Origin of the sequence: Larkinella arboricola (assembly GCF_003259745.1) — a bacterium.
GTDB classification, from domain to species: Bacteria; Bacteroidota; Bacteroidia; order Cytophagales; family Spirosomataceae; genus Larkinella; species Larkinella arboricola.
The window spans coordinates 98567-121031 of the sequence record NZ_QLMC01000001.1 but is presented as its reverse complement, the minus strand read 5'-3'; the positions used below and the strand labels follow the sequence as shown (position 1 = coordinate 121031).

Genomic DNA, 22465 nt, shown 5'->3' with positions numbered 1-22465 from the left:
AAACCGTCAGTAGGGGCAAAATCCGGTCGGTGATGCTTGGACCCATCGCCGACCTTCCTTTTTTGGGTTTACGGTTTTTGGTATACGGTTTTCAGTTTATACTGCATAAGTGGATGTATTAGTAAATGCCTGCTAAATTGGACCCTCTATTAATCAGCGAAAAATCAACGAGCTACTCCTTTCAACCATCGACAAAAAACAGTAGCACCGCTACGGACAACCCGGTCCGGAAATGACAATCTGGGCGTCAATGATTTTATAGGTCGCCCCCAGGAGCTTACACATGATGGTCAATTTATCGTACAGATTTTCCTGATCCAGTGAGGTGGTTATGTAGCAGTTCGCCATCAACTCCTCGTCATACATCACATCCACGCCATAGGTTTTTTCAATTGCCGTTATAAGGTCCGCAACCGGCGCATTCTGGAACGTGAACGTCGGCACCTGCTTCGGCTGAACGAGGATGGCCGGTTTCTCCACCAGCGTTTTCACCAGCCGATGCTCCTGATCCAGATACGTAACCTGCTGGTTGGGAGTCAGCACCACGCCGATGGTTTCGGGATCGGATTTAACCCGGTTTTCGGTCACCAGCTTGGGCGAATACACCGACACGCGCCCCGTCTGAACGGCCACCTGCACATTTCGGTCGCCGGGGTTGGCTTTAATGCGGAAACTGGTTCCAAGCACTTTGGTGATCAGGTCGTGCGAATACACCAGAAACGGCTGGTGCGGATTTTTCTCGACCTCAAAAAAAGCTTCCCCGATCAGCGTCACCTCGCGTTTCTCGCTGGCGAACGTAGCCGGATACCGAAGTGTACTGCCCGGTTGCAGCGTCACCACACTCTGGTCGCTCAGCACCAGACGTTCGGGCTGGGTCGAGCGATTTATGCGTTCCAGAACCGTCGTTTGTGATTCCAAAACTGATTCGCGCTGTGCCAGTATTTCCGAGCCGGACGGTCGGGTCAGATACCACCCCAAGCCGCAGCCCACCAACAGGACAACCGCAGCCGCCCAGTAGGGCCGAAGCCGGAACCGCTGGTGCATCGGGACCGCCGGACGATCGCGAATCGTCCGATCGGCCAGTGATTGCCAGTTGCGGCCCAGAAGCCCCTGTTTTTCGGAGTCAGTGGCTGGTAGATCCACGTTGGAGTCCAGTGATGCGTACCATTGGTCGAGCACTGCCCGTTCTTCGTCGGAGCATTCTCCTTTCAGGTATTTGGCAAGCAGTTCCTGGTACTTGGCGCGATCCATTGGCTTTTGTCGTTCGTTCAAAAGCTTAGACGGACAAGCCCGAAAATTCCCTAAGACCTTTTATACTTTTTTTGAGATTTATTTTCAGCCTACTGAGAATCAGGCCGTCAGGAAAGAAAAAAAAGCACCCATACCGTTACAAAATCGCGTAGGTTCTGGCGCAGAAAGGTTGTGGAACGCGCCAGATGGTATTCGATGGTTTTCTCCGAGAGATTCAGCCGCTGGGCAATTTCCCGAATCGTCAGGTGCTCGAAACGATTTAGAATAAATACTTCGCGCGTTTTCTCGGGCAATTGTGCCAGTGCGTTCTGAATGGCATCCGTTAGTTCGTTCAATTGCACGGCTTCAGTGGTGGAGAACGTTTCGGCGGGGAAAAATTGCCGGAGCTGATCGAGGTAATGCTCCTCCTGAATATTCCGACGGATGTAGTCGATCATCAGATTCTTGAGCGACACGCCCAGAAACGCCGGCAAGTTGATGATGCGCAGCGAATCGCGTTTCTGCCAGAGCATCACGAACAGTTCCTGCGCCAGTTCCTCAGCCACATCTTTCCGCCGGAGCTTACGATGGGCCGTCACGTACATTTTGTACCAGTACCGATCGTACAACTCCCTGAAAGCCTGCTCGTCATCGTTACGAAGCAGACCCAACAATTCGGTATCGGTGAGCGATTGTAGAGACATCAGGCAGAATTTATCAACAAAATTGTAATAAACCCCGAAATGTTTCAAAAAATCCCGGTTTTAATTTTGGTTACGACCTCAATCAACCGATAAAAACATACGGTTTTAAGCTTGGAATAAACTTCCTGAAATCCAACAAAAACATTTTTTCAAACAAAAAACTAATACCTTAGTTTTGAAACTAATAAATTAGTCATACATTTGATTGAAGGAACCATTAGCGCCATTCATTATGCAAGTTCGTGAATTAACCAATACCGAAGAGGAAATCATGAAGGTATTGTGGAAACTTGAAAAAGGCTTTGTCAAGGACGTTCTGGCCGAACTGTCCGAGCCCAAACCCGCCTACAATACGGTTTCGACGATTATCCGCATCCTCGAAAAAAAAGGACTGGTAGGCTACCGCGCCTACGGTAAAACGCACGAATACTACCCGCTCATTACGAAGGAAGAATACAAACGCTTCGAGATGGAACAGCTCATGTCCGGGTATTTCGATAACTCGCTGAAAAAACTGGTGTCGTTTTTCGTGAAAGACCGCAAGCTGAGCCTGAAAGAAACCGATGAAATTATCGAACTTCTAAACCGTAAAAAGGACTCATGAACGCAGTACTCGACTATTTCCTGAAAGCCAACCTGTTTCTGGTGCTGTTTTACGCCTGTTACTGGCTCTGGCTGCGAAAGCACACGTTCTTCCGCCTGAACCGTCTGTATTTGCTGGCGTCGGTGCTGCTTTCGCTGGTTCTGCCCTTTATCGAACTGCCTTCCGAAACCGTCGAAACCATTCCGATACCCGTTGGTGCGTTTACTATTCCGGTTACCATTACGCCGGTTGAACCCACCGGACCAGACTGGGAAACCATCGGCTATGGATCCTACGGGTTGATTTCGGTTATCCTGCTGGGCCGGCTGCTGATTCAGATAACGGGAATTGAACGACTCATCCGGCGCTCGGAACGACACGAGGTGGACGATTACACGCTGGTGCTGCCTTCCGACGAGCGCGTGCCGACGTTTTCATTTTTTCGGTATCTGGTACTTTGCCGCCGGGATGCGCAGTCTGCCAACACCCCAATCGTGGCCCACGAGCTGGTCCATATCCGGCAATGGCATAGTTTTGATGTGCTGCTGCTGGAGGCTGTTCAACTGGTTTTCTGGCTGAATCCGGTTTTGTTTCTTTACAAACAATCCATCCAGCAGGTGCACGAGTTTCTGGCCGATTCGCAGGCGGAAGACAAACACCAATACGCCACCTTCCTCATCGATTATGCCTTTGGCGTTCAGCCCAATACTCTGACCAACGGCTTTTTCAAACCGTCGCTCCTGAAAGAACGGATTATCATGTTGCACCGCCGGACCACCAGCCGCTGGGCCCTGGGCAAGTACGTACTGGTATTGCCCCTTCTGCTGAGTCTACTGGCAATGACCACCGCCCGCGACGAAATCTCGCAATTGGTAAACCCGGTTTCGGACCAGAAAATTACGGTTTCCGGAAAAGTGACCGATCAAAATGGGCAGCCCTTACCGGGTGCCACGGTGGTCGTTCAGAACGGCACAATCGGTGCCCAAACCGATGCGCAGGGCCAATACAAAGTCGAAAACATACCCGCTAACGCAACGCTCGTTGCCAGTTTCGTGGGTTTTGAAAGTCAGAAAAAAGCCGTTGCGGGGAAGAAAACGCTGGATTTTGAGCTGACGGCCGTGGTCAAATCGCTGGATAAAGTTGTCGTTGTTGCCTACGCTTCAAACCCTACTGCAAAAACTGCTGCTCCTAAAAAGGACGGCTTTACGGTAGTAGAGCAAATGCCGGAATTTCCGGGTGGAAAACAGGCTTTAGGTCAGTATCTGGCTACCAATTTGCAATATCCAGCGGATGCTCGACAAAATAATACGGATGGAACGGTTTATGTACAATTCGTGATCGGAACGGACGGAACGGTACACAACATCCGCGTACAGAAAGGTATCGGTTCCGGCTGCGATGAAGAAGCCGTTCGGGTTGTGGGAAAGATGCCAGCCTGGAAACCAGGGATTCAGGAGGGTAAGCCCGTAGCGGTGCCGTATGTACTGCCAATTGAATTTCAGCTGGAAAAAGACGAGCCAACGCCCACTCCCAAGCGAACCGGAGAGCTGAAGATAAACTTCGACCGAGCGAATCCGGTCAGCAACGACCCTGATAAGCAACCGCTTTATGTTGTTGATGGCGAGAAAATGACTGCCAGATCGATAAAATCAGGCTTTCCATCCAACTTGCCCCCCCATGACATTCAGGAAATCAATGTCCTGAAAGGCGCTTCGGCTACCAGCCTATACGGCGATGAGGGCAAAAATGGCGTGATTCATATCACCACCCGGCAGAAAGCAATGACCGAAACACTTCAGCGGGCAGGTCGTGTGCAGTATGATGGACAACCGCCGGTTTACATGCTGGACGACAAAATCATTACGCAGGAAGCGTTTCGGAAACTAAATCCGGACGAGATCGAACGTGTTGAGGCCGACCACTCCAAATCGACGTACACCATCAAGGCAACCACAAAACACTAAGCCGCCATGAAAGCTCCCAAACCCTTATCCACGCGGCTGCGGTTCTGCCAACGGCGGCTCGACAACCAGCTCATTTCCTACACCTTTGGGCCGAAACCGTCGGCTTTTATCACGCCTTTCTTTGAACCTTCAACCTTAAAACAGCGAATTCTTATGTTACAGAAGTCAGAAACCAGCCGCTGGGCCATCGCTAAATACGGCTTCGCAACCCTGCTGATTGCCAGTCTGTTCGTCTTCGTAGCGGCCTGCGAAGATCAGTCGAAGAAGGATGTGGTCAGCAAAAACCCGATTACAATTTCGGGGCAGATTTTTGATTCCAACGACAAACCAATCCCGGGGGCTAACATCGTGCTGAAAGGATCGCAGACGGGCACCAGCACCGACGCCAACGGCGAGTACCAATTCAACGTGCCCGGCAATGGCACCCTGGTTGTTTCGTTCGTCGGGCACCAGAGCATCGAAGTGCCAGTTAATGGCCGGGATGCTCTTTACGTCCGGCTCGCCCAGCCCACCGACGGTAAACCATCCACGTACTGGACCGGCACACCCAGAATTCCGAAGCATATCAGGAACAGCAACATCACGGATCTGCTTGACCGAAAACCCGTGGATGATGGCAACGGTAAAATTTTTACCATGGTTGAACAAAATCCCGAATTTCCGGGCGGGATGAAAGCTTTAGGGGAGTTTCTGAGTAATAACATAAAATACCCGGCCGCAGCAGCACGGGCTGGTGTATCAGGCCGGGTGTTTTTGAGTTTGGTCATCAATACGGACGGTAGCATTCAGGATGTAACGATCCTGAAAGGCATCGGTTTTGGGGCCGACGAAGAAGCGATCCGGGTCGTTAAATCCATGCCACGCTGGAAGCCGGGGATACAGGATGGTAAACCGGTGCGGGTGAAGTACAACCTGCCAATAAATTTTCAATCAACTGAAAAGAGCCTTTAAAACATCTTAGCTAAAAATCCTCCATAGCTGTCTCTAAAGGCAAACAGCTATGAATTAAGATACGTATCACTTAATCAAAAAGCCCCGGCGCGGTAAACGTCGGGGCTTTTCAGGTCTTATTTCCGCTGGATTCGGGGAAATAACGCTATGAATCTCTCATAAAACTGCTTGTAAATCTCGGGTGCCTGCCCTTTTTCCCAACCTACCGTAAACTCGGTTTTGGCGCGCTTCCAGCTAACCGTCACATCGGGCTTTTCGGGCTTTTCCTGCCTGGTGGTTTTGATCTTGCATTCCTGTTCCAACCGCGCAAACGCCTTCATGGTCGAGTCTTTTCGCTGCTGGCCTAACTGCGTGAAAGACCCTTCCGAGCCCTTCCGGTAAAATAGCAAGCCGTTGTCTAACAGACGGTATTCGGGCCGATCCGGCGCACTTCCTACTTCTACTACAATCTGCCGACCTGTAAATCGATTGGGAAACAGGGAACCCGTCGGGGCTGGTCGCTGAGCATTTGCCACGCTCAACTGAGTGATCCACAAAACGCAAAAAACAAAGAACAATCGAACAACTCGAAAACTCATTAAACGGATTGAATTTGGGTTAACACTACTTTCTTAACTGACAGACCTGCCCAAAAATTGCCCATTTTTTGACCTTTCCTTTTAATCCCGGCTCAAATCAGGGCGCCGTTGGCTGGCCGTACGTTTCTTCCCGCAGCCGAATCGACTTTCCGAACAAGCCTTTTTGCCGGGTTACAACAAATAAATTGTCATGGTCACCGGGTTCAATCTGGCTTTGGGTCGGCACAGCGCCCAGACCTTTTACAATGTCCAGAATGGTGTTGCTATGCCCAACCACCAGTGTATTTTTGCCTTTGGCCCGTTGTATCCTTTCCACAACCGCGCCGATTGGCTGGCCGGGATACGACTCAATTGGCACGTTAAGTTGGCGAGCCAGTGGGGCTGCGGTCTGCTGTGTCCGGCGGTATGGCGTGGTTAAAATCAGACTAATGCGTTCGTCCTCCAGCCGGTCGGCCAGCGCCTGCACCCGTTCGAAACCCGCCGTGGTCAGGCTGCTGGTGTCGGCTTCGCTCACCTTCTCGGCATGGCGCACGATGAACACCGTAGAAGTCGAGCAACCGGTTAAGCCCGCTAATAACCCCAATACCACCAGTACGTTTTTCATTTCCTAAAAGGTAATACTCCTCCGCCCCTCAACCTTAACTCTTAACTCTTCATTCTTAACTCCTCCACCGCCAGCCAGCTCATCAGGCCCGCGCCGATTTCCAGCGCCGATTCGTCAATGTCGAACGTGGGCGTGTGAACACCGGAAATGATGCCGCGCTCTTCATTGCGGGTTCCAAGCCGGTAAAAACACGAATCGACCACCTGCGAATAAAAAGCAAAATCCTCGCCCGCCATCCACAAATCCAGGTTGATCACGTTGTCGGCCCCCATGTAGTCAGTTGCCGCCGAGCGCATTCGCCGGGTCAGTTCGGGGTGGTTTTTCAGGAACGGGTAGCCGCGCACTACCGTAAATTCGCAGCGGGCACCCATCGCTTCGGCCATGCCTTCCGCCATCTTCTTCATCCGGCGCAAACCGTCTTCCCGCCACTCTTCGTCCATGCAGCGGAACGTCCCTTCAATGGTTACTTCGTTGGGAATCACGTTGGTTACACCGTCGGCAATAAACCGCCCAAACGACAGAACCGACGGATTGGCCGGTTTGCGGTTTCGGCTGATGATCTGCTGGAGGGCCACAATGATGTGCGATGCAATCAAAACCGGGTCAACGAGTTGGTCGGGCATGGCACCGTGGCCGCCTTTACCGATCACCGTCAGGTACAGTTCGTCGGTGCTGGCCATGTACATCCCTTCCCGGAAGCCGATTTTGCCGACGGGAACGTTCGGGGCCACGTGCTGGCCGATCATGCTGGCCGGAGCCGGATTTTCCAGAACACCGTCTTTGATCATCAGCGAAGCACCGCCCGGCGCTTTTTCCTCCGCAGGCTGAAAAACCAGCTTGACGGTTCCCGCGAACTGATCGCGAAGTTCGTGCAGAATGCGGGCGGTTCCCAGCAGCGACGAGGTGTGTACATCGTGACCGCAAGCGTGCATAACACCCTCAACGGTCGATTTGTACGGCACATCGTTCGCTTCGTGAATCGGCAGGGCGTCCATATCAGCCCGCAGACCCACAACCCGGCTTTCGGATGCGTCTTGCCCCCGGCCTTCAATCAGGGCGACCAAACCGGTTCCGGCAACACCTTCCTGCGGAGTCAGACCAATGGCCCTGAGTTGCTCCGCGACGAATTTAGCCGTATTGTATTCATGAAACGACAGTTCCGGATTGGCGTGCAGGTGACGCCGGTTGGCAATCATGTCGGCAGCATACTGCCGCGCCAGCTTTTTAATTTGTTCTTTCATATTCCATAACCACAGACCGAACTGCACAGGTTGGGCCGCGCAGGGTTCAGTCCATGAGGTTTAAAATGGGTCCGTTTGACTTTATACTAGTTGGCACTTAGCGCCTACGCTAGGATGCCAGAAACTGATAATCACTGATTAGCGTCCGGAGAAACATAACATCGTGAAGCTCCGACTGAACGCCGATCACCTGTTTTACTTTATGAGCCGCCAAACCAATGATTTGATAATTATTTGACCGCAACGCTTCCCGAATGGTGTTCATATCACGGTCCGAAAGCTGGGCTACCTCCGGAAAACTGACCTGGTAATCCTCGGGCAAGGCGTGGTACGTCACCTGGGCGAGCGTAACGGGCCGGGTCAGCTTCACCACCGTAGTTCCGGCGGCTATATCGCCGATGCGCTGCCCCCGCCCGTTGGCGGCTACGGTCACTAACGGTACAATACCGGTAAAAAACAGGGGTGATTCAATAAGCCGGAACAGCCAGCGAATCAGGTAAGCACCCAGGCCGGGCGGTGACCCGTCCAGCATCACCACCCTGATTTTCATCGCTATTTTCCCCAGACTTTGCCCGTTCAGAAACACTTCACACAGCAAATCATACAGCATGAACGGCAGCAGCAAAACAGCCATGCTCGCAAAACGGTTCTGAAAAACGCCGGGCATCAGGCTTGTCAGAACGAAATAGAAAATAATCCATCCCAAAAAGATCAGGTAATCGAGCATCAGCGCCAGAATCCGGTCTCCCAGACTGGCGGGCTCGTATTCCAGCGCCACGTTTTGGGAGGTCAGAATCGAAACCGTCATAGCAACACAACTCAAAGATGGTTAAAAATAGTCTCCGCAAAATAAACGTCCGAATTACGGTCCGCTAATTTTTGCAGATTTTCAGCCGAATACGGTATTTTTTCGGTCAACACCCGTTGTAGCAGGGCCCGAATCGCGGATGGTGACGTGGTGTCGGCGACAGCGCCCAGTTGCTCGGACTGCACCAGATGGCCCAGATAACCATAATCGGATGCCAGCACCGGTTTGCGGGACACGGCGGCCCGAACCACCACCGACGCCATGCCGACGTGTTTCTGGTATAACGCCAGCGCGTAGTCGGCCAGCTCGAAAAACAGTTGAATTTCGCGTCCTTTTATTTCCCTGAAAACCCGGACAATCTGCACCGGCCCGCCCACGGCTCCTATTTTCTGTTCAATTTTTTCCTGAAAATCAGGCTGAACCGGTCCCGCCAGCACCAGACAGATGGCTTTTTGCTCAGTAACCGGCAACTCCTTCAGCGCGTCGAGTAACGGTTCGATACCCTTCCGCTCGTCGAGGTATCCGAACAGCAGAAAAATCTGGCGGTCTGGCTCAATCCGGAGTTCGGTACGCAAGTTTCCGATTTCGGTGGGTGTAATGCTGTACGATTCGACCGGATCGGCCAGTGGCCAGATGTTGGCGGCTGGGCTCAACTGCCGCAGTCCTTCTACCGCCGAATGATCGAGGCAGAACACATTGGCTAAGCTCCGCTGGCGCAGGGCCCCTTTCAGCGTTACCTTTTTTCGCAAACCGTTCAACTGCGCTTTAAAGCCGGGATTTTGTTTGTAATGAAAATCGGGCCGGAAATAAATGCCGGAAATCGGGCAGGGCGCCGACCGACCCAGCCAAGTAGCCAACTGAAAAAGATCGAAATACATCAACAGCGCGTGCGTTGGCTGGTAGGCGTGAATGTATTTCAGCAACAGATTCCATTCTTTAAACGAGCGGGTCAGCATCGACGCACGGTGTACGGTTTCAACGTCCGACGCCGGAATGGGCACAAACCGGACATTCGTGGCCCCCGCTTGCTGGTCGGTCAGGTCCTGAAAATACGGCTGAAATGCCTGCTGCGTGACTACGATCAACTCTCCGACCCGTTGGTTATCGACCCAATACCGAATCAAATGCGTCAGATAATCAGCGTGGTGTCCGTCGATGATCGTGTCAAAAAGCAGGATTTTCTGTTCTCTGTTCACTTATACAACCTGTTGATAAACCTGAAGGGTTTGACTTGCCATTTTTGCCAGTGAGAAGTCCTGTCTCCGCTCCCGCCCCTTCTGAACCAGCGAACGGCGCAGCGAATCGTCCAGAATAACCTTTTCAATCTGCTGCCGAATGTCCGATTCCGACTCCGGATCGAAGTACAAAGCCGCATCCTGCGCCACTTCCGGAAAACAGGACGCCCGACTCAGGACCACCGGACAGTCGGCCGCAAACGCTTCCAGAATCGGAATCCCGAATCCTTCGTACAGCGACGGATAAACAAACGCCAGCGCCTTCTGGTACAACCGATATAAGACAAAATCGTCAATGTTTCGCTGGCTGATCCGATCTGTCAGCCCCAGTTGCTGAATGGCCTGCGTTTCTTCCGGGTTAAACGGGCCGCCCCCCGCACAAATCAACTGAACGTGCGGGTATTTCTGAAACGTGGGCGCAAGAGCCTTCAGGAAAGGGATAAAATTTTTATAATCGTTTCGGGCGCCGACGTACAGCAGGTAGGCGTCGGGCACCTGAATCTGAAACGTTTCGGGAATCCGCAAATTCTGAAAAGCCGTGGCGTGGTGTACTACGGTTATTTTTTCGGCTTTAATTCCAAAAAGCTGCACCAGGTCGCTTTTGGTGTTTTCCGATACGGCAATCACCCGGGCCGCGCGGTTGAGCAATTGCTGCTTGAGGTCCTTCGATGCGTTGTCGATGTGACCAAACTGTTCGCCAAACTTATCTTTGATCGCGTCGTGGTACGTCAGCACGAACGGTTTTTTCGTGTGCTTCAGAAAATAAGGATGAAAAAACGTCGGGTGAAACACGTCGTACTGGTTCTGCTTTAACTGCGCAATACTCCACAACCGGTTGATCTGCGAGAAAAGCATATTGGTGGGCATGAATCCGAGAAAATACGGAAACGACTGCACCCGGAACGTACCGCTTTCGAGGAGGTAGGCATTATTCGAAAATAAAATCGAAAGCTGGGTCCGGATGTCTTTTTGCCGAAGCGTTATCATCAAATCATAGAAATACCGGGAAACGCCCCCGTACCGCACTCCCGTAAAAGCCTGATGATCAAACAATATTTTCATACCCGATTTAACGACGCAATCCGGCTGCAAACTTACGGAGAAACCCTTTGACAACGGCTATTTGTTTTTGAAATCCACGGTATTGGCCTCATTGCAGCGCCCGGCTTTGAAATCTGGGATTTGCTTTGCAATTTATCAGACCGAATGAGCTCCGGCCCATCAGACGGTTTTTTTCATGCGCGAAGCTGCTTTTATTAAACGCAATACCGATAAGTGGAAGGAAATCGAGGGCGAAGCCGTTGCCACCAACGACCGCTCCGATCCCGATACGCTAACCGATCATTTCATCGAACTGACCGACGATCTGTCGTATGCCCGTACCTTTTACCCGACCTCGCCCATTACCCGCTACCTGAACGGGCTGGCTGCCAGTATGCACCGTCGGCTCATGCACAACAAACGCGAAGAGCGGGGTCGGTTTGTCCGGTTCTGGAAATTCGAACTGCCGCTGCTGTTTCGGAAATCACACCGGCTTCTGCTGGTATCGTTCGCAATTTTTATGATGGCGGGAGCGCTGGGCTGGGTGTCGGCGGCTAACGATGAACTGTTCGTCCGGCTGATTCTGGGCGACGATTACGTGAACATGACGCTCGAAAATATCCGAAAAGGTGATCCGCTGGCGGTTTACAAAAGCAGTGGGCAGGCCGATATGTTTCTGTCCATCACGGTCAACAATATCCGGGTTTCGTTTATTGCGTTCATTCTTGGACTGTTTGCGTCGTTTGGTACCCTGGCCGTCATGTTTCAGAATGGCGTGATGCTCGGGGCGTTTCAATATTTTTTCTACGAACGGGGTCTGCTGCTCCCATCCGTCCTGACGATCTGGATTCACGGAACGCTGGAAATCTCGTCGATTGTGATTGCGGGCTGCGCCGGTCTGACGCTCGGCAACAGCCTGTTGTTTCCGGGAACCTTGTCGCGGCTGGAGTCGTTCAGACGCGGGGCTAAACAGGGCCTGAAAATCGTGATTGGGCTGGTGCCGGTTTTTATTACAGCGGGTTTTCTGGAAAGCTTCGTCACCCGTTTGCCGCTGCATCCGGTCGCCAGTTCCGCTATTATTCTGACCTCTGCCGCATTTATTATCTGGTATTTTGTTCTTTATCCCATTCAACTGGAAAAGAGGTTTACAGATAACCCCTAGCTTGCTCTCTTTATGAATTTATACCAACAGCGCGACTTTGGCGAGAAAATCAATGCCACCATCCAGTATGCCGTCAAGCAAATCCGGAGTCTGGGAATGGCTTTGCTGTACATTGCTGGTGCTCCTGCCCTCATTGCCGGTATTGCGTCGGGCGTGTCCTCGGCGTCCATGCTGACAACCCGCCCTACCATCGGCCCGGGTTATAATGTGAGCGACTGGATGGCCCAACAGCTATCCAGCCCCTATTACATCGTAACGGTTATCTTTGCATTACTCATACCGTTGCTGGTCAATCTGACGGTGTATGGCCATTTGAAGGTATACGACCGCAACCAGGGCGAACCTGTCACCGTTGAAGCGGTTTGGGCCGAAGTTCAATCGGCGTTGGGACGGGCCGTAGCCACCTGGGTGATGGTTAGCATACTGGTGATCGCGGCAACGTTCTTCTTTATCATTCCGGGCATTTACATAGGCGTCGTTTTTTCGCTGGCGCTGGCGGTAGTCGTCTTTGAAGGCGCTTCGGCCGGTACGTTCATGGGTCGTTGTTTCGAACTGATCCGGGATAAATGGTGGTCGACGTTCGGGCTAATCATTGTCATTAGTTTGATTGCCTATCTTCTCGGTTTCGTGTTTAATGTACCGGCAGCCGCCGTGGGCATGATGATTTCGCTGAAAATAGCGCCCGATATGCCGATTTACGTCGCCATTCTGACCAGTATTCTCAGCACGGTCGGTAGTGTGCTGGTTTCGGCTCTCATTGCGCTCGGCATTGCTTTTCAGTACTTTAACCTGATTGAAATCCGGGAGGGCCGCAGCATTCTGACCGCTATCGACAACATTGGTTCGTCTACGCCCCCGCCTATTCCCCGCTCAACCGATGAAGGTGATTATTAAGTGTACGGCTAAACTCCGGCTGTTTGGGTGGCTACTCCTGCTAACGCTCACCGGCTTTTCAGCCGTTGCCCAGCTTCCGATACCTCAGCCCAAAGACACGGCACAGGCGCAGCCCGCGCCCGACGACCGCAGTGCGATACAGGTCCGGCGACCCGCAGCCGACCGGATCGACGAGTACCGCAGCGACCGGGCGTATCAATACGGGCAGGATTTTAAGCCCACCAGCAGTTTATGGTCGAAATTCTGGGCCTGGTTCTGGCAGAAGGTGGGTGCTTTTTTAAACAGCAGGGCCTACGAAAACTTCTGGCAATATGTTTTTCTGGCTGCCATCGCGGGCGGAGCCATCTGGCTACTGGTCAAAGCCGAAGTGCTGGGCTTTGTCTTTAGCAAAAAAGCGCAGAACGTTGATCTGAACTACGAAGCCGTTACGGAAAACATTCACGAAATCGACTTTGATCAGCAAATTGATACGGCCATCCAGCAGCGAAATTACCGGCTGGCGGTCCGGCTGCTTTATTTACAAACGCTCAAACACCTGAGCAACCGCAACCTGATCGACTGGAAACCCGATAAAACCAACCGCAGCTACGTCTACGACCTGGCGCAGTCGCCCCTGCAACCGGAGTTTGAAACCCTGACGACGCAGTTTGAATACATCTGGTACGGCGATTTTCCGATCACTGAGGAACGGTTTAAACCGTTGCAGGAATCGTTCGTGCGCTTTAATCGGTAATTGCTTACAGACTTCCGGTTTTGCCGCCATCAACCGGCACATTGATTCCGTTGATCGAAGCCGCTGCAGGTGTACACAGAAACGCCACGGCCGCTCCAACTTCTTCGGGCTCCACAAATCGCTTGCTTGGAATGTCAGCCTGCATCTGCGCTTCCACTTCCTCCCGCGATTTTCCCTGTTCGCTCATCCGCTTGTTCAGGATGGCCTCCAGCCGCGCCGTTCTGGTATAACCCGGCAGCACGTTGTTGATCGTAATGCCATACTCGGCAATTTCCAGTGACAGGGTTTTGGCCCACTGCCCCACCGCACCCCGAATCGTGTTGGATACACCCAGCCCGACAATCGGCTGCTTGATGGATGTTGAGATTATGTTGACGATACGACCGTACCCTAACCGTTTCATCGACGGCACAACGGCCTGCGTTAACTGCTGGTTGTTTAACAGGTGGGCGGCAAAAGTCTTCGTAAACTCATCCAGCCGGGCTTCGATTAATGGCCCGCCCGCCGGTCCGCCGGTATTGTTGATCAGAATATGAACATCGGGAAAATCAGCCAGATAGGCATCAATGACGGTTTTTACTTCTTCCGGATTGGCAAAATCGGCAACCCGGTATTGATGTTTCTGTCCCTGCTGAGTGTCCAGCGAGTTTACGGCGTTCCGCAGTTTTTCCTCATCGCGGGCCAGTAGGGTAACGTTAGCGCCCAGTAGGGCCAGTTCAACCGCCGAAGCGTAGCCAATGCCCTGCGTACTGCCGCAGACAATGGCCGTTTTTCCAGTTAGCGAAAGATTCATGGTAATACGGTTTGCCCGAAATAACGGTTTACAGTAGGATTTTACTATTTTCTCAATCAATTATTAGCCAAAATCAGTTATTTAAACGGGTTGCTTATCATAATCTGCGTCTTTCCGGTCATCCGGCCGGGCGCGCAGGTTACGGTCAAAAGTATCCGATCCTGTAAATTTTTATGGTTTCGAGCCAATTTTAACGAGCTTTGCCTAACAAATTAATAGAATAACACCATGTCAAAAGGTCTTATCATTGTCATCGTTATAGCCCTGATTTTTGGTTTCTTTGGATGCAGTACGTATAACGGTATTGTCGGTAAAGATGCGAATGTAGGCGAAAAGTGGGCGCAGGTCCAAACGCAGTACCAACGCCGGGCCGATCTGGTTCCAAACCTGGTCAACACCGTTAAAGGAGCTGCTAATTTTGAAAAAAGCACCCTGACGGCCGTTATGGAAGCCCGTTCCAAAGCCACCAGTGTTCAACTGAACGCCGATCAGCTGACCCCCGAAAACGTTCAGCGCTTCCAGCAGGCACAGGATCAGTTAAGCGGTACGCTGTCGCGTCTGTTGGCTGTATCCGAGAATTATCCGCAGTTAAGAGCTACGCAGAACTTCTCGGAACTACAGGCTCAACTGGAAGGGACAGAAAACCGCATTAGCGTTGCCCGGAATGATTTTAACGCGGCCGTTAAAGACTATAACGTCTCCGTCCGCACGTTCCCGGCCAATATTTTCGCGGGTATTTTCGGCTTCTCGCCCAAAGGTTTCTTTGAAGCTTCGCAAGCCGCCCAAAACGCCCCAACTGTTCAATTCTAACGTAAAAGTGAAGAGTGAGGAGTTGCTCTGCTGATTATCACGCGTCAGCCAACTCTTCATTCTTAACTCATCACTCATCACGGATTCATGTCTGCCATCAATCTTTTCACCGCTGAGGAACAGCAGCAGATCATTCAGGCTATTCGGGCTGCCGAAATGGAAACATCGGGCGAAGTTCGGGTTCATCTTGAATTACTGTGTCCGGAGCCCAATGTGATGGACCGCGCGGTGCAGGTATTCCGGCAACTGGGTATGGAACAGACCGCTCAACGCAACGGCGTGCTGTTTTACCTGGCCACCGACGATCGAAAGTTTGCTATCCTGGGCGATGAAGGCATTGACAAGGTTGTCCCGAAGGATTTCTGGGAAACTACCAAAAATATCATGCGTGACAATTTTCGCCAGGGCCGGTTTACCGACGGTTTCTGCCTGGGAATTGAGCGCGCAGGCCAGCAGTTGCGCCAGTATTTTCCGCGGTTGGAGAATGATTCCAACGAGCTTTCCGACGAAATTTCACACTAAATGACGCTTCGCTTTTTCTTATATCGTTTTGCTTTACCCGTCCGACTGGCTGCGATTCTTTTGCTGATCGTTGCATCCGTTCGGGCGTATGGGCAAAACGATGTGATTCCAGACCGGCCTAATCCCCCACGGCTGGTCAACGATTTTGTGGGGATTCTGCAACCCGATGAGCGCGCCCGACTGGAAGAAAAATTACGGCGTTACAACGATTCCACCTCCACCCAAATCGTCATTCTGATTGTTAAAACAACCGACCCCTACCCGATCGGCGACTTTAGCTTTCAGGTGGGTCGGAAATGGGGCGTTGGTCAGCAGGGAAAAGATAACGGTCTGGTATTAACCTGGGTACCTTCCACCCGCAAAGTTTTTATTGCGACGGGTTACGGCCTGGAAGGTGCTATTCCGGATGCTATTACCAAGCGGATTGTCAGTCAGATTATTATCCCAAATTTTAAAAGTGAGCAGTGGTATGCCGGTCTTGATCAGGCAACTGATGAAATCATCCGGCGGGCCAACGGTGAATACCAGGCCGAAGCCTCCGACGGTGATGGAGGTGGAGGAGGAATTGCCTTCTTTCTGGTTATTTTCATTGCCTTTATCATCTTCATCTGGATCAGTCGAAACCGGGGTGGCGGGGGACGCAATAATCGTAACCGCGGTGGCGGCTTCTTCCCGGTGCCCTTTCCAACTTCCACCTTTTCCGGCTGGGGCGGCTCGTCCGGTAACTGGGGGGGTGGCGGAGGCAGCAGTTTCGGCGGCTTCGGGGGCGGCAACTTCGGCGGAGGTGGCGCTGGCGGAGACTATTAGGAATTAAGAGTGATGAGTTAAGAATTAAGAGTTTTTAACGCATCACTCTTAATTCTTAACTCATCACTCATTTTATATTTCCTTCGACTGAGAACGGTTTGGCATCCAGCCAAGCCAGTTGTTGAAAACCGTCGATGTGATACTGCTTAATGCGGCCTTTCTCGGTTTCCAGCCAGACGTTCCGTTCTGATTCGTAGAGCGAGTTTTTGGTGCGCAAGGTGGCTTTGATCCGCCGGGGCTGGTGGGTGACTGAATCCAGTTCAATGCGCAGAAACCGCACCGGCAATCTTTCAGTCGATTTCAGCGTGTATTCATACGTTAACGAATCCGGACGGCTTTTCTGGTAGCTGGTCTGATACGCCTGTTTGTTGATATCAGCCTGTAGAAATAAATCCAGTTCGCGGCTCCAGTCAATATCCTTCGTCGTCTGCTGTTCCTCTTCTTCCCCAAAACCGGCCCGCTTTACCACGGTCGGTTTCTGTTTTTGCAACTCACTGATTTGCTTTTCTATATACGTCTTCAGATCGTAGTATGTTCCGGCGGGCGCTTCTTTGGCGGGATTTGTACAGGCAGTCAATCCCAGAAGCAGAACAAGGGCGTAACGGTATTTCATCGTGGATAAAAAATAACCCCTGACTTTTCAATCAGGGGAGTAAAGAAGTCCTCAGTTGGCGAACACCAAGCTGCGCCGAAAAGTTTATTTGAAAGGCAAGAGATAAAACACCTTTTCGAGTTCTAGGGTCTCTTGTCTTTTATCTAATGTCTATCCGGCAATCAAACTGTGGCCTGTCATAACAGCGGGTTGTTCGATGCCCATCAATTGCAGAATCGTCGGGGCAATGTCTGCCAGAACACCGTTGTTCAGTTTCGGATGGTAGGTATCGTCCACCAGAATGCACGGAACCGGGTTGGTCGTGTGGGCGGTGTTAGGCGATCCATCCTCGTTGATCATATAATCGGCATTCCCGTGGTCGGCAATGACCAGGGTCGAGTAACCGTGGGCCAGAGCCGTTGTGATAACCGCCTGCGCACACTGATCAACGGTTTCGGCAGCTTTGATAACCGCGGAAAAGACACCCGTATGGCCCACCATATCGGTGTTGGCAAAGTTAAGACAAACAAAATCCACCTCCTCGCGCTCCAGTTCCGGGATGATGGAATCGCGGATGCCGAACGCGCTCATCTCCGGTTTCAGGTCGTAGGTGGCCACTTTCGGCGACGGGCACAGCAGACGGCTTTCACCCTCGAACACCTCTTCACGACCGCCGGAAAAGAAGAACGTCACGTGCGGATATTTCTCGGTTTCGGCAATCCGAATCTGTTTTCTACCCGCTTTTGACACGACTTCACCGAGCGTTTGCATCAGGTTGTCTTTGTCGTAAATGACCTTGACACCCACAAAATCGTTGTCGTAATTGGTCATCGTAACGTAGTACAGGTTCAGTTTCTTCATATCCTGTTCCGGATAATCCCGCTGGCTGAGCGCCAGGGTGATTTCGCGGCCCCGGTCAGTCCGGAAGTTGAAGCACAGCACGACGTCGCCGTCCTGAATGGTGGCCAGCGGTAATCCGTCGGGATTTGTGACAATAATCGGTTTGATGAACTCATCCGTTACATCCTCGTCGTACGACTTTTGCACCGACGCCAGAATCTGGTCCGATGTGCAGGATACCTGTCCAACACCCTTAACCATAGCATCATAGGCCAGTTTGACACGCTCCCAGCGGTTATCGCGGTCCATGGCGTAATACCGGCCAATTACCGTGGCAATCTGCCCCGTGGTAGTTTTCAGGTGGTTTTCCAGATCGGCCAGATAACCGTAGCCGCTTTTGGGGTCGGTATCGCGTCCGTCCGTAAACGCATGGATAAACACGTCGGTCAGGCCCTGCTTATGGGCAATGGAGCAAAGTCCTTTCAGGTGCTCGATATGCGCATGAACGCCCCCGTCGGAAACCAGCCCGATGAAATGAACTTTCTTGCCATTGATTTTGGCATAATTCAGGGCATCCACCAGAACCGGCTCGTGGTCCAGCGTGTGTTCTTCAACGGCTTTATTAACCTTGACCAGATCCTGATACACAATTCGCCCCGCACCCAGGTTCATGTGACCCACCTCGGAATTCCCCATCTGACCCGCCGGCAAACCAACGGCCAGACCCGAAGCCTGAAGCTGACTGTGTGAATATTTGGTATACAACGAATCGATAAACGGCGTTTTGGCGGCATCGATTGCCGATACAGCGACCTTTCCGGCAATTCCCCAGCCGTCCAGAATCATCAAAATAACTTTCTTATTCATACTTTGAATTAACAATATTAGTAGCAAAAAGCCACTGTTTTTAAAGGAATGGTTTGATGGTTAAAGGATTAAAGTGGTTAAATAGTTATCGAAGTCCTTACTTATTAACCGTTTTTTAACCGTAAATCCATTCAACCCTTTTTGAGCATCAGACCATCGGGCCAGCCGTTACGAAAACGTACCCAGCGTAGCCACATATTCTTTGCTGCCGTCGATCACCCAGGCATCAAGTTGGGCCGGGTCTTTCAACTGCTGCCCGCGCGTTCGCGGAACGGCAATATAGCCGCACGGCACATCGGTCAACGCCGACATATCGCTCCACAGTTTTTCGATCTGCGCGACCGGATAAATATCTTCCTGACCATGTCCCCAACGGTATTTTACCTCTTTAATGGTGACGTAGGTCGGAATGCGATGGGCTACACTCCGGACGGCTTTCGCCAATCGGGCTTCGTCACCATCCTGCAAATCCTGACGCGTCAGGCCAAACAAGGCCAGCAACGGATCAATCTGAATCCAGGTGGTATTGGAGTTATAATAGCTCAGATTTAGCTCGTCCTCCTCGCGGGGTTGCGCCAGCCCCTCCAGCAAACGAAGATGGCCATTCACGCGGGTCAGCCCTCCTCCACGGTCTTCGATCCGGCGCGGCACCACCTCAAACGTCAGCATATTGCCTGATTCGAGATGATGGCCCACTACCGCCGGGTCTATATCCATGCCCAGCGTATCAATGTTGTGCAGAACGATGGTTTCTACCTGCGGGTGTTCGGCCAGCAACTGCGCCAGCGTGCCGTTCCGGAGCAGATTGGACACTTCGTACCAGTGCCCCAGGGGCGAAAACCGTTGAGCAGCAATGTTATCAACGTAATCCGAGCCTTCGCCTTTCGACTTGGCCCAGCCAATCATGGTCTGCCGGACGGCATCGCGCACTTTCTGCTTGTTTTCGTCGAGGGTTTCCTGCGGCATTTCTTCCCACATAAACCGCAGATCGCGTTCCATCGGCACGTATCGCTGCCCGATCGAACGGCCCGGCGACAGGTACGTTGGTCCGGAATAACCAAAATTTCCGGTCTCGTCCAGCGCCCGACGGATGGGTTCGTGCGTCATGTAACTGGTCGCCACCACGTGCGGAATCGGACTGCCGTAGGTTTCGGACACCTTGCGGGTTTTCGCCAGATGGATTTCCAGGAAACTCCGGTGCTTACCTTCGATTTCCACAAATGGATTCAGGGCCTTGATGACCCCGGCGCCCTTCGTCCAGCGGCTTCCGACCCCAGCGGCCAGACTCAATACCGCTACCTTCCCGGCCCGGATGGCGGCTTCGCCGGTTTGGGTAGCAGCCGTCAGTTCAGCAAGCTGAACCAGATCGCCCGGTTGTACGTCGTCAATGCTGGTTTCGGCGGGCAAACGGTTACGGGACAACCCGATGCGGCCCTTTTGCAAATCTTCCCGAATTTCTTCGTGCTGGATGTAGTCGAACCCGTTTTCTTTCTTGATCCGGTCCGCTTTCTCGTTTTCAACGCTGCGGTTACTCTGCGACGTAGGGTCCGAAACTTTAAACAGGTTGCTGATAATCGTTCGCAGAAGCGGATATGCCAGATTATTTTTCTCGCAATAAGTGGTAAACACATCCATTTCGGCCCGACGGATGTACGAAATGGACGCCGGGTCTTTCCGAACCAATTCCGAAACATGAATCCCGTAATACTGCTCCGGCATGAGCGCATCGGTACCTTCTTTCAGGGTTGCCCAGGTGCCTTTGTGGTTGATGCTCCAGTTATACACCACCGGTTCCATCGCAAACGGCAGGGCGGCTGATAGCTCAGCTTTGGTTTTCCGCAGAATGTCGAGCACCTTCATCTTGTACTCTTCATAACCCGCTGGATTCACAAACATACCCATGCCGCCCCCGGACATACCGCCCAGCATCAGAAAACCGTAGTAATCCTCGCCAAAAGCGGCTTTGGCCTTTGCAATGATCTGCTCAGTAAAGTAAGTAGACGCCCAGGGAATGATCGTTTTGATCGGGCCTTCCCAGTTCCGGGCGGTGTTGGCACCGAGTTTCCGAATGTTACCTTCTTTGATTGCCGCCAGAATATTGTCAAATACCTGGTTGGTTTGCTGGCGGGCGTTCCATTCCTTTTCGCCCCGGAGCAGGTACTTTTCGGTGACCATTTCCAGAATCGGCCCGACGTTCGAAGCCATCCCACCGTGCATCAGCACCAGTGAGTTCATGATCTTCTCGCCCATTTCGGGATGAATGGCCTCGCCTTGCAGCACCCGGTGGCGTGGCAACAGGGTGCCCCGGCTAACGCCAAATTCGGGGTCGCCTTCCTGCGCAAACGTGCCCTGAATAGCTTTGATTCCGGGCCACACCCCGCCCGAATCCTGCCAGCCGCCCCCGGAGCCGCCAATCCATTCGCCCAGAATGGCGCGGGACGCCACCAGCCGCCGTTCGCTTTCCTGCAAACCGCCTTCCAAATTCTGCGTCTGACCGGTTGCCCGCATCAGCAGACTAATAATGGAACCCAGCAGGTTGGTTGAAACAGCAAACCGTGAGCCTTTGGGAATGTCATTCACCTTGGTCACCAGTTCGATGCCCATACCGGGCGCAACAATCCGCGACAGGATATCCGGCAGTGACTGATTAGTTCCTTCAAACGACGGCGGTATCAAACCGGATGCAATCACTCCGGCTTTCACCAGACTCAGGTAGTCGTTTCCGAAATTGAACAGATCGTCCAGTTCGTCAATGTCCTTGGTGGTGTTCAGGTCGATACTCGTCAGGCGCAGAACCGGCTCCGGAATCACCCGGACGTAGCAGTTCAACGGCGGTCGAATATCGGCATCACGGCCAAAAACGCCCAGATCAATGGAAATATTGATAACGCGCGCGCCCTCCGGGTAGTCCATCCCGAGAAAGAAGATATCCGACCAGCCGCTGTGGGTCAGGTCCATCCGCACCGACGTTTGCTCGTGCAGAACGGGATAAAAGAGCGAGCCGTCCGGGCGTTTCAGCAAAGCAGAATGAATCCGGATCGGGTGTTCTTCGCGGTGCCCAACCCGAAACATCCACTGATTTCCTTTGCTGGATCGTACGCTTTTGCGCACCTGCCCGGCCAGAATCTGGAACGAGAGGTGGTGATAGCTTTCGGCCAAACCGCTGAACAGAGCCGCGTTCGGTCCCTGTTTTTCAATTTCCTGCCAGAGCGTGGCAATCGACTGCTCAAACCGGCGGGCCAGTAAATCTTCAAAACCCGCATACGGTATTTTTCCGGTCGATGGGGTTGCCGCAGCTTCCATCAGAAAAAACCGGAAACCCGCATACAGGAAGAGGATGGCGCGAACCTTATCGTATAAATTGGGAGTCGTTTTCCGGAATTCGTCCAGTTCCCGCAGCAGTTCCAGCAGTTCTTTTGCCGAAAGCCGCCCGCTGATTTCGTAAAAAGAGCGATTACGCTTGGCCGGGTCTGTCGAGGTAATGGTTTCTATAAAAACATTCATGG

General features: G+C 52.3%; 21 protein-coding genes. 9 read left to right on the top strand and 12 right to left on the bottom strand.

The features are described 5' to 3' along the window. Window positions 1–210 precede the first annotated feature (210 nt). Both LX87_RS00520 and LX87_RS00515 read right to left on the bottom strand, forming a co-directional pair. Entirely contained in the window at window positions 211–1251 is a 1041-nt protein-coding gene (locus tag LX87_RS00520) for a FecR family protein (RefSeq protein ID WP_111626227.1), read from the bottom strand. A 107-nt stretch (window positions 1252–1358) separates the two neighbouring features. Beyond that, entirely contained in the window at window positions 1359–1934 is a 576-nt protein-coding gene (locus LX87_RS00515) for an RNA polymerase sigma factor (protein WP_111627422.1), read from the bottom strand. Window positions 1935–2166: 232 nt separating this feature from the next. On the opposite strand from LX87_RS00515, the gene LX87_RS00510 reads away from it, so the two are divergent. From LX87_RS00510 to LX87_RS00500, 3 genes are read left to right on the top strand one after another with little or no spacing between them, the layout of a single operon-like run. Further along, on the top strand, window positions 2167–2538 hold the full coding sequence (locus LX87_RS00510; protein ID WP_111626226.1) for a BlaI/MecI/CopY family transcriptional regulator: 372 nt from the start codon (window positions 2167–2169) through the stop codon (window positions 2536–2538). Then, window positions 2535–4481: a M56 family metallopeptidase gene (locus LX87_RS00505; RefSeq protein WP_111626225.1), complete on the top strand. Its 1947-nt coding sequence runs from the start codon at window positions 2535–2537 to the stop codon at window positions 4479–4481. Before LX87_RS00510 ends, LX87_RS00505 begins: the two co-directional genes overlap by 4 nt. Window positions 4482–4487: 6 nt before the next feature. Continuing rightward, window positions 4488–5432, top strand: a complete 945-nt coding sequence (locus LX87_RS00500) for a TonB family protein (protein ID WP_111626224.1) — start codon at window positions 4488–4490, stop codon at window positions 5430–5432. A 116-nt stretch (window positions 5433–5548) separates the two neighbouring features. Here LX87_RS00500 and LX87_RS00495 read toward each other — a convergent pair whose 3' ends face one another. From LX87_RS00495 to LX87_RS00470, 6 genes are all read right to left on the bottom strand, one after another. Beyond that, complete coding sequence (locus LX87_RS00495; protein WP_146624406.1) at window positions 5549–5947, bottom strand: hypothetical protein; 399 nt, start codon at window positions 5945–5947, stop codon at window positions 5549–5551. A gap of 160 nt (window positions 5948–6107) precedes the next feature. Next, the gene (locus LX87_RS00490) at window positions 6108–6614 is read right to left on the bottom strand and encodes a SixA phosphatase family protein (RefSeq protein ID WP_111626222.1); all 507 of its coding nucleotides are present in this window, start codon (window positions 6612–6614) and stop codon (window positions 6108–6110) included. Window positions 6615–6655: 41 nt separating this feature from the next. Then, window positions 6656–7855 carry a M20 metallopeptidase family protein gene (locus LX87_RS00485; protein WP_111626221.1) on the bottom strand — a complete coding sequence of 400 codons (1200 nt, stop codon included), beginning with the start codon at window positions 7853–7855 and terminating at the stop codon, window positions 6656–6658. A 109-nt stretch (window positions 7856–7964) separates the two neighbouring features. Beyond that, window positions 7965–8678, bottom strand: a complete 714-nt coding sequence (locus tag LX87_RS00480) for an RDD family protein (protein WP_310587863.1) — start codon at window positions 8676–8678, stop codon at window positions 7965–7967. Then, window positions 8675–9859: a glycosyltransferase gene (locus LX87_RS00475; RefSeq protein WP_111626219.1), complete on the bottom strand. Its 1185-nt coding sequence runs from the start codon at window positions 9857–9859 to the stop codon at window positions 8675–8677. Before LX87_RS00475 ends, LX87_RS00480 begins: the two co-directional genes overlap by 4 nt. After that, window positions 9860–10960 carry a glycosyltransferase family 4 protein gene (locus tag LX87_RS00470; RefSeq protein ID WP_111626218.1) on the bottom strand — a complete coding sequence of 367 codons (1101 nt, stop codon included), beginning with the start codon at window positions 10958–10960 and terminating at the stop codon, window positions 9860–9862. A gap of 175 nt (window positions 10961–11135) precedes the next feature. Here LX87_RS00470 and LX87_RS00465 point away from each other — a divergent pair, with 175 nt between their 5' ends. The 3 genes from LX87_RS00465 to LX87_RS00455 are packed head-to-tail and all read left to right on the top strand — an operon-like array spanning window position 11136 to window position 13728. Then, complete coding sequence (locus LX87_RS00465; protein ID WP_111626217.1) at window positions 11136–12101, top strand: stage II sporulation protein M; 966 nt, start codon at window positions 11136–11138, stop codon at window positions 12099–12101. Between the two features lie 12 nt (window positions 12102–12113). Continuing rightward, entirely contained in the window at window positions 12114–12995 is an 882-nt protein-coding gene (locus tag LX87_RS00460; RefSeq protein ID WP_111626216.1) for a hypothetical protein, read from the top strand. Then, window positions 12979–13728 (top strand): DUF4129 domain-containing protein, encoded by a 750-nt coding sequence (locus LX87_RS00455; protein ID WP_111626215.1) that lies wholly within the window; start codon window positions 12979–12981, stop codon window positions 13726–13728. The genes LX87_RS00460 and LX87_RS00455 overlap by 17 nt, the downstream gene beginning before the upstream one ends. A 4-nt stretch (window positions 13729–13732) precedes the next feature. Here LX87_RS00455 and LX87_RS00450 read toward each other — a convergent pair whose 3' ends face one another. Then, entirely contained in the window at window positions 13733–14521 is a 789-nt protein-coding gene (locus LX87_RS00450; protein WP_111626214.1) for an SDR family oxidoreductase, read from the bottom strand. Between the two features lie 228 nt (window positions 14522–14749). Between LX87_RS00450 and LX87_RS00445 the strand changes: the two genes are divergently transcribed. The 3 genes from LX87_RS00445 (at window position 14750) to LX87_RS00435 (ending at window position 16660) form a co-directional block, all read left to right on the top strand. Next, window positions 14750–15331 carry a LemA family protein gene (locus tag LX87_RS00445; protein WP_111626213.1) on the top strand — a complete coding sequence of 194 codons (582 nt, stop codon included), beginning with the start codon at window positions 14750–14752 and terminating at the stop codon, window positions 15329–15331. 87 nt (window positions 15332–15418) lie between these two features. Beyond that, window positions 15419–15853, top strand: coding sequence for a TPM domain-containing protein (locus tag LX87_RS00440; protein WP_211325259.1), 435 nt, complete (start codon window positions 15419–15421; stop codon window positions 15851–15853). Then, on the top strand, window positions 15854–16660 hold the full coding sequence (locus LX87_RS00435) for a TPM domain-containing protein (protein ID WP_111626212.1): 807 nt from the start codon (window positions 15854–15856) through the stop codon (window positions 16658–16660). Between the two features lie 67 nt (window positions 16661–16727). Here the strand turns inward: LX87_RS00435 and LX87_RS00430 are convergent, their stop codons facing one another. The 3 genes from LX87_RS00430 to LX87_RS00420 form a co-directional block, all read right to left on the bottom strand. Continuing rightward, window positions 16728–17273 carry a hypothetical protein gene (locus LX87_RS00430; protein WP_111626211.1) on the bottom strand — a complete coding sequence of 182 codons (546 nt, stop codon included), beginning with the start codon at window positions 17271–17273 and terminating at the stop codon, window positions 16728–16730. A 150-nt stretch (window positions 17274–17423) separates the two neighbouring features. Continuing rightward, entirely contained in the window at window positions 17424–18959 is a 1536-nt protein-coding gene (gene gpmI / locus LX87_RS00425; protein ID WP_111626210.1) for a 2,3-bisphosphoglycerate-independent phosphoglycerate mutase, read from the bottom strand. Window positions 18960–19127: 168 nt separating this feature from the next. Further along, window positions 19128–22463: a UTP--glucose-1-phosphate uridylyltransferase gene (locus LX87_RS00420; protein WP_111626209.1), complete on the bottom strand. Its 3336-nt coding sequence runs from the start codon at window positions 22461–22463 to the stop codon at window positions 19128–19130. Window positions 22464–22465: the final 2 nt, after the last annotated feature.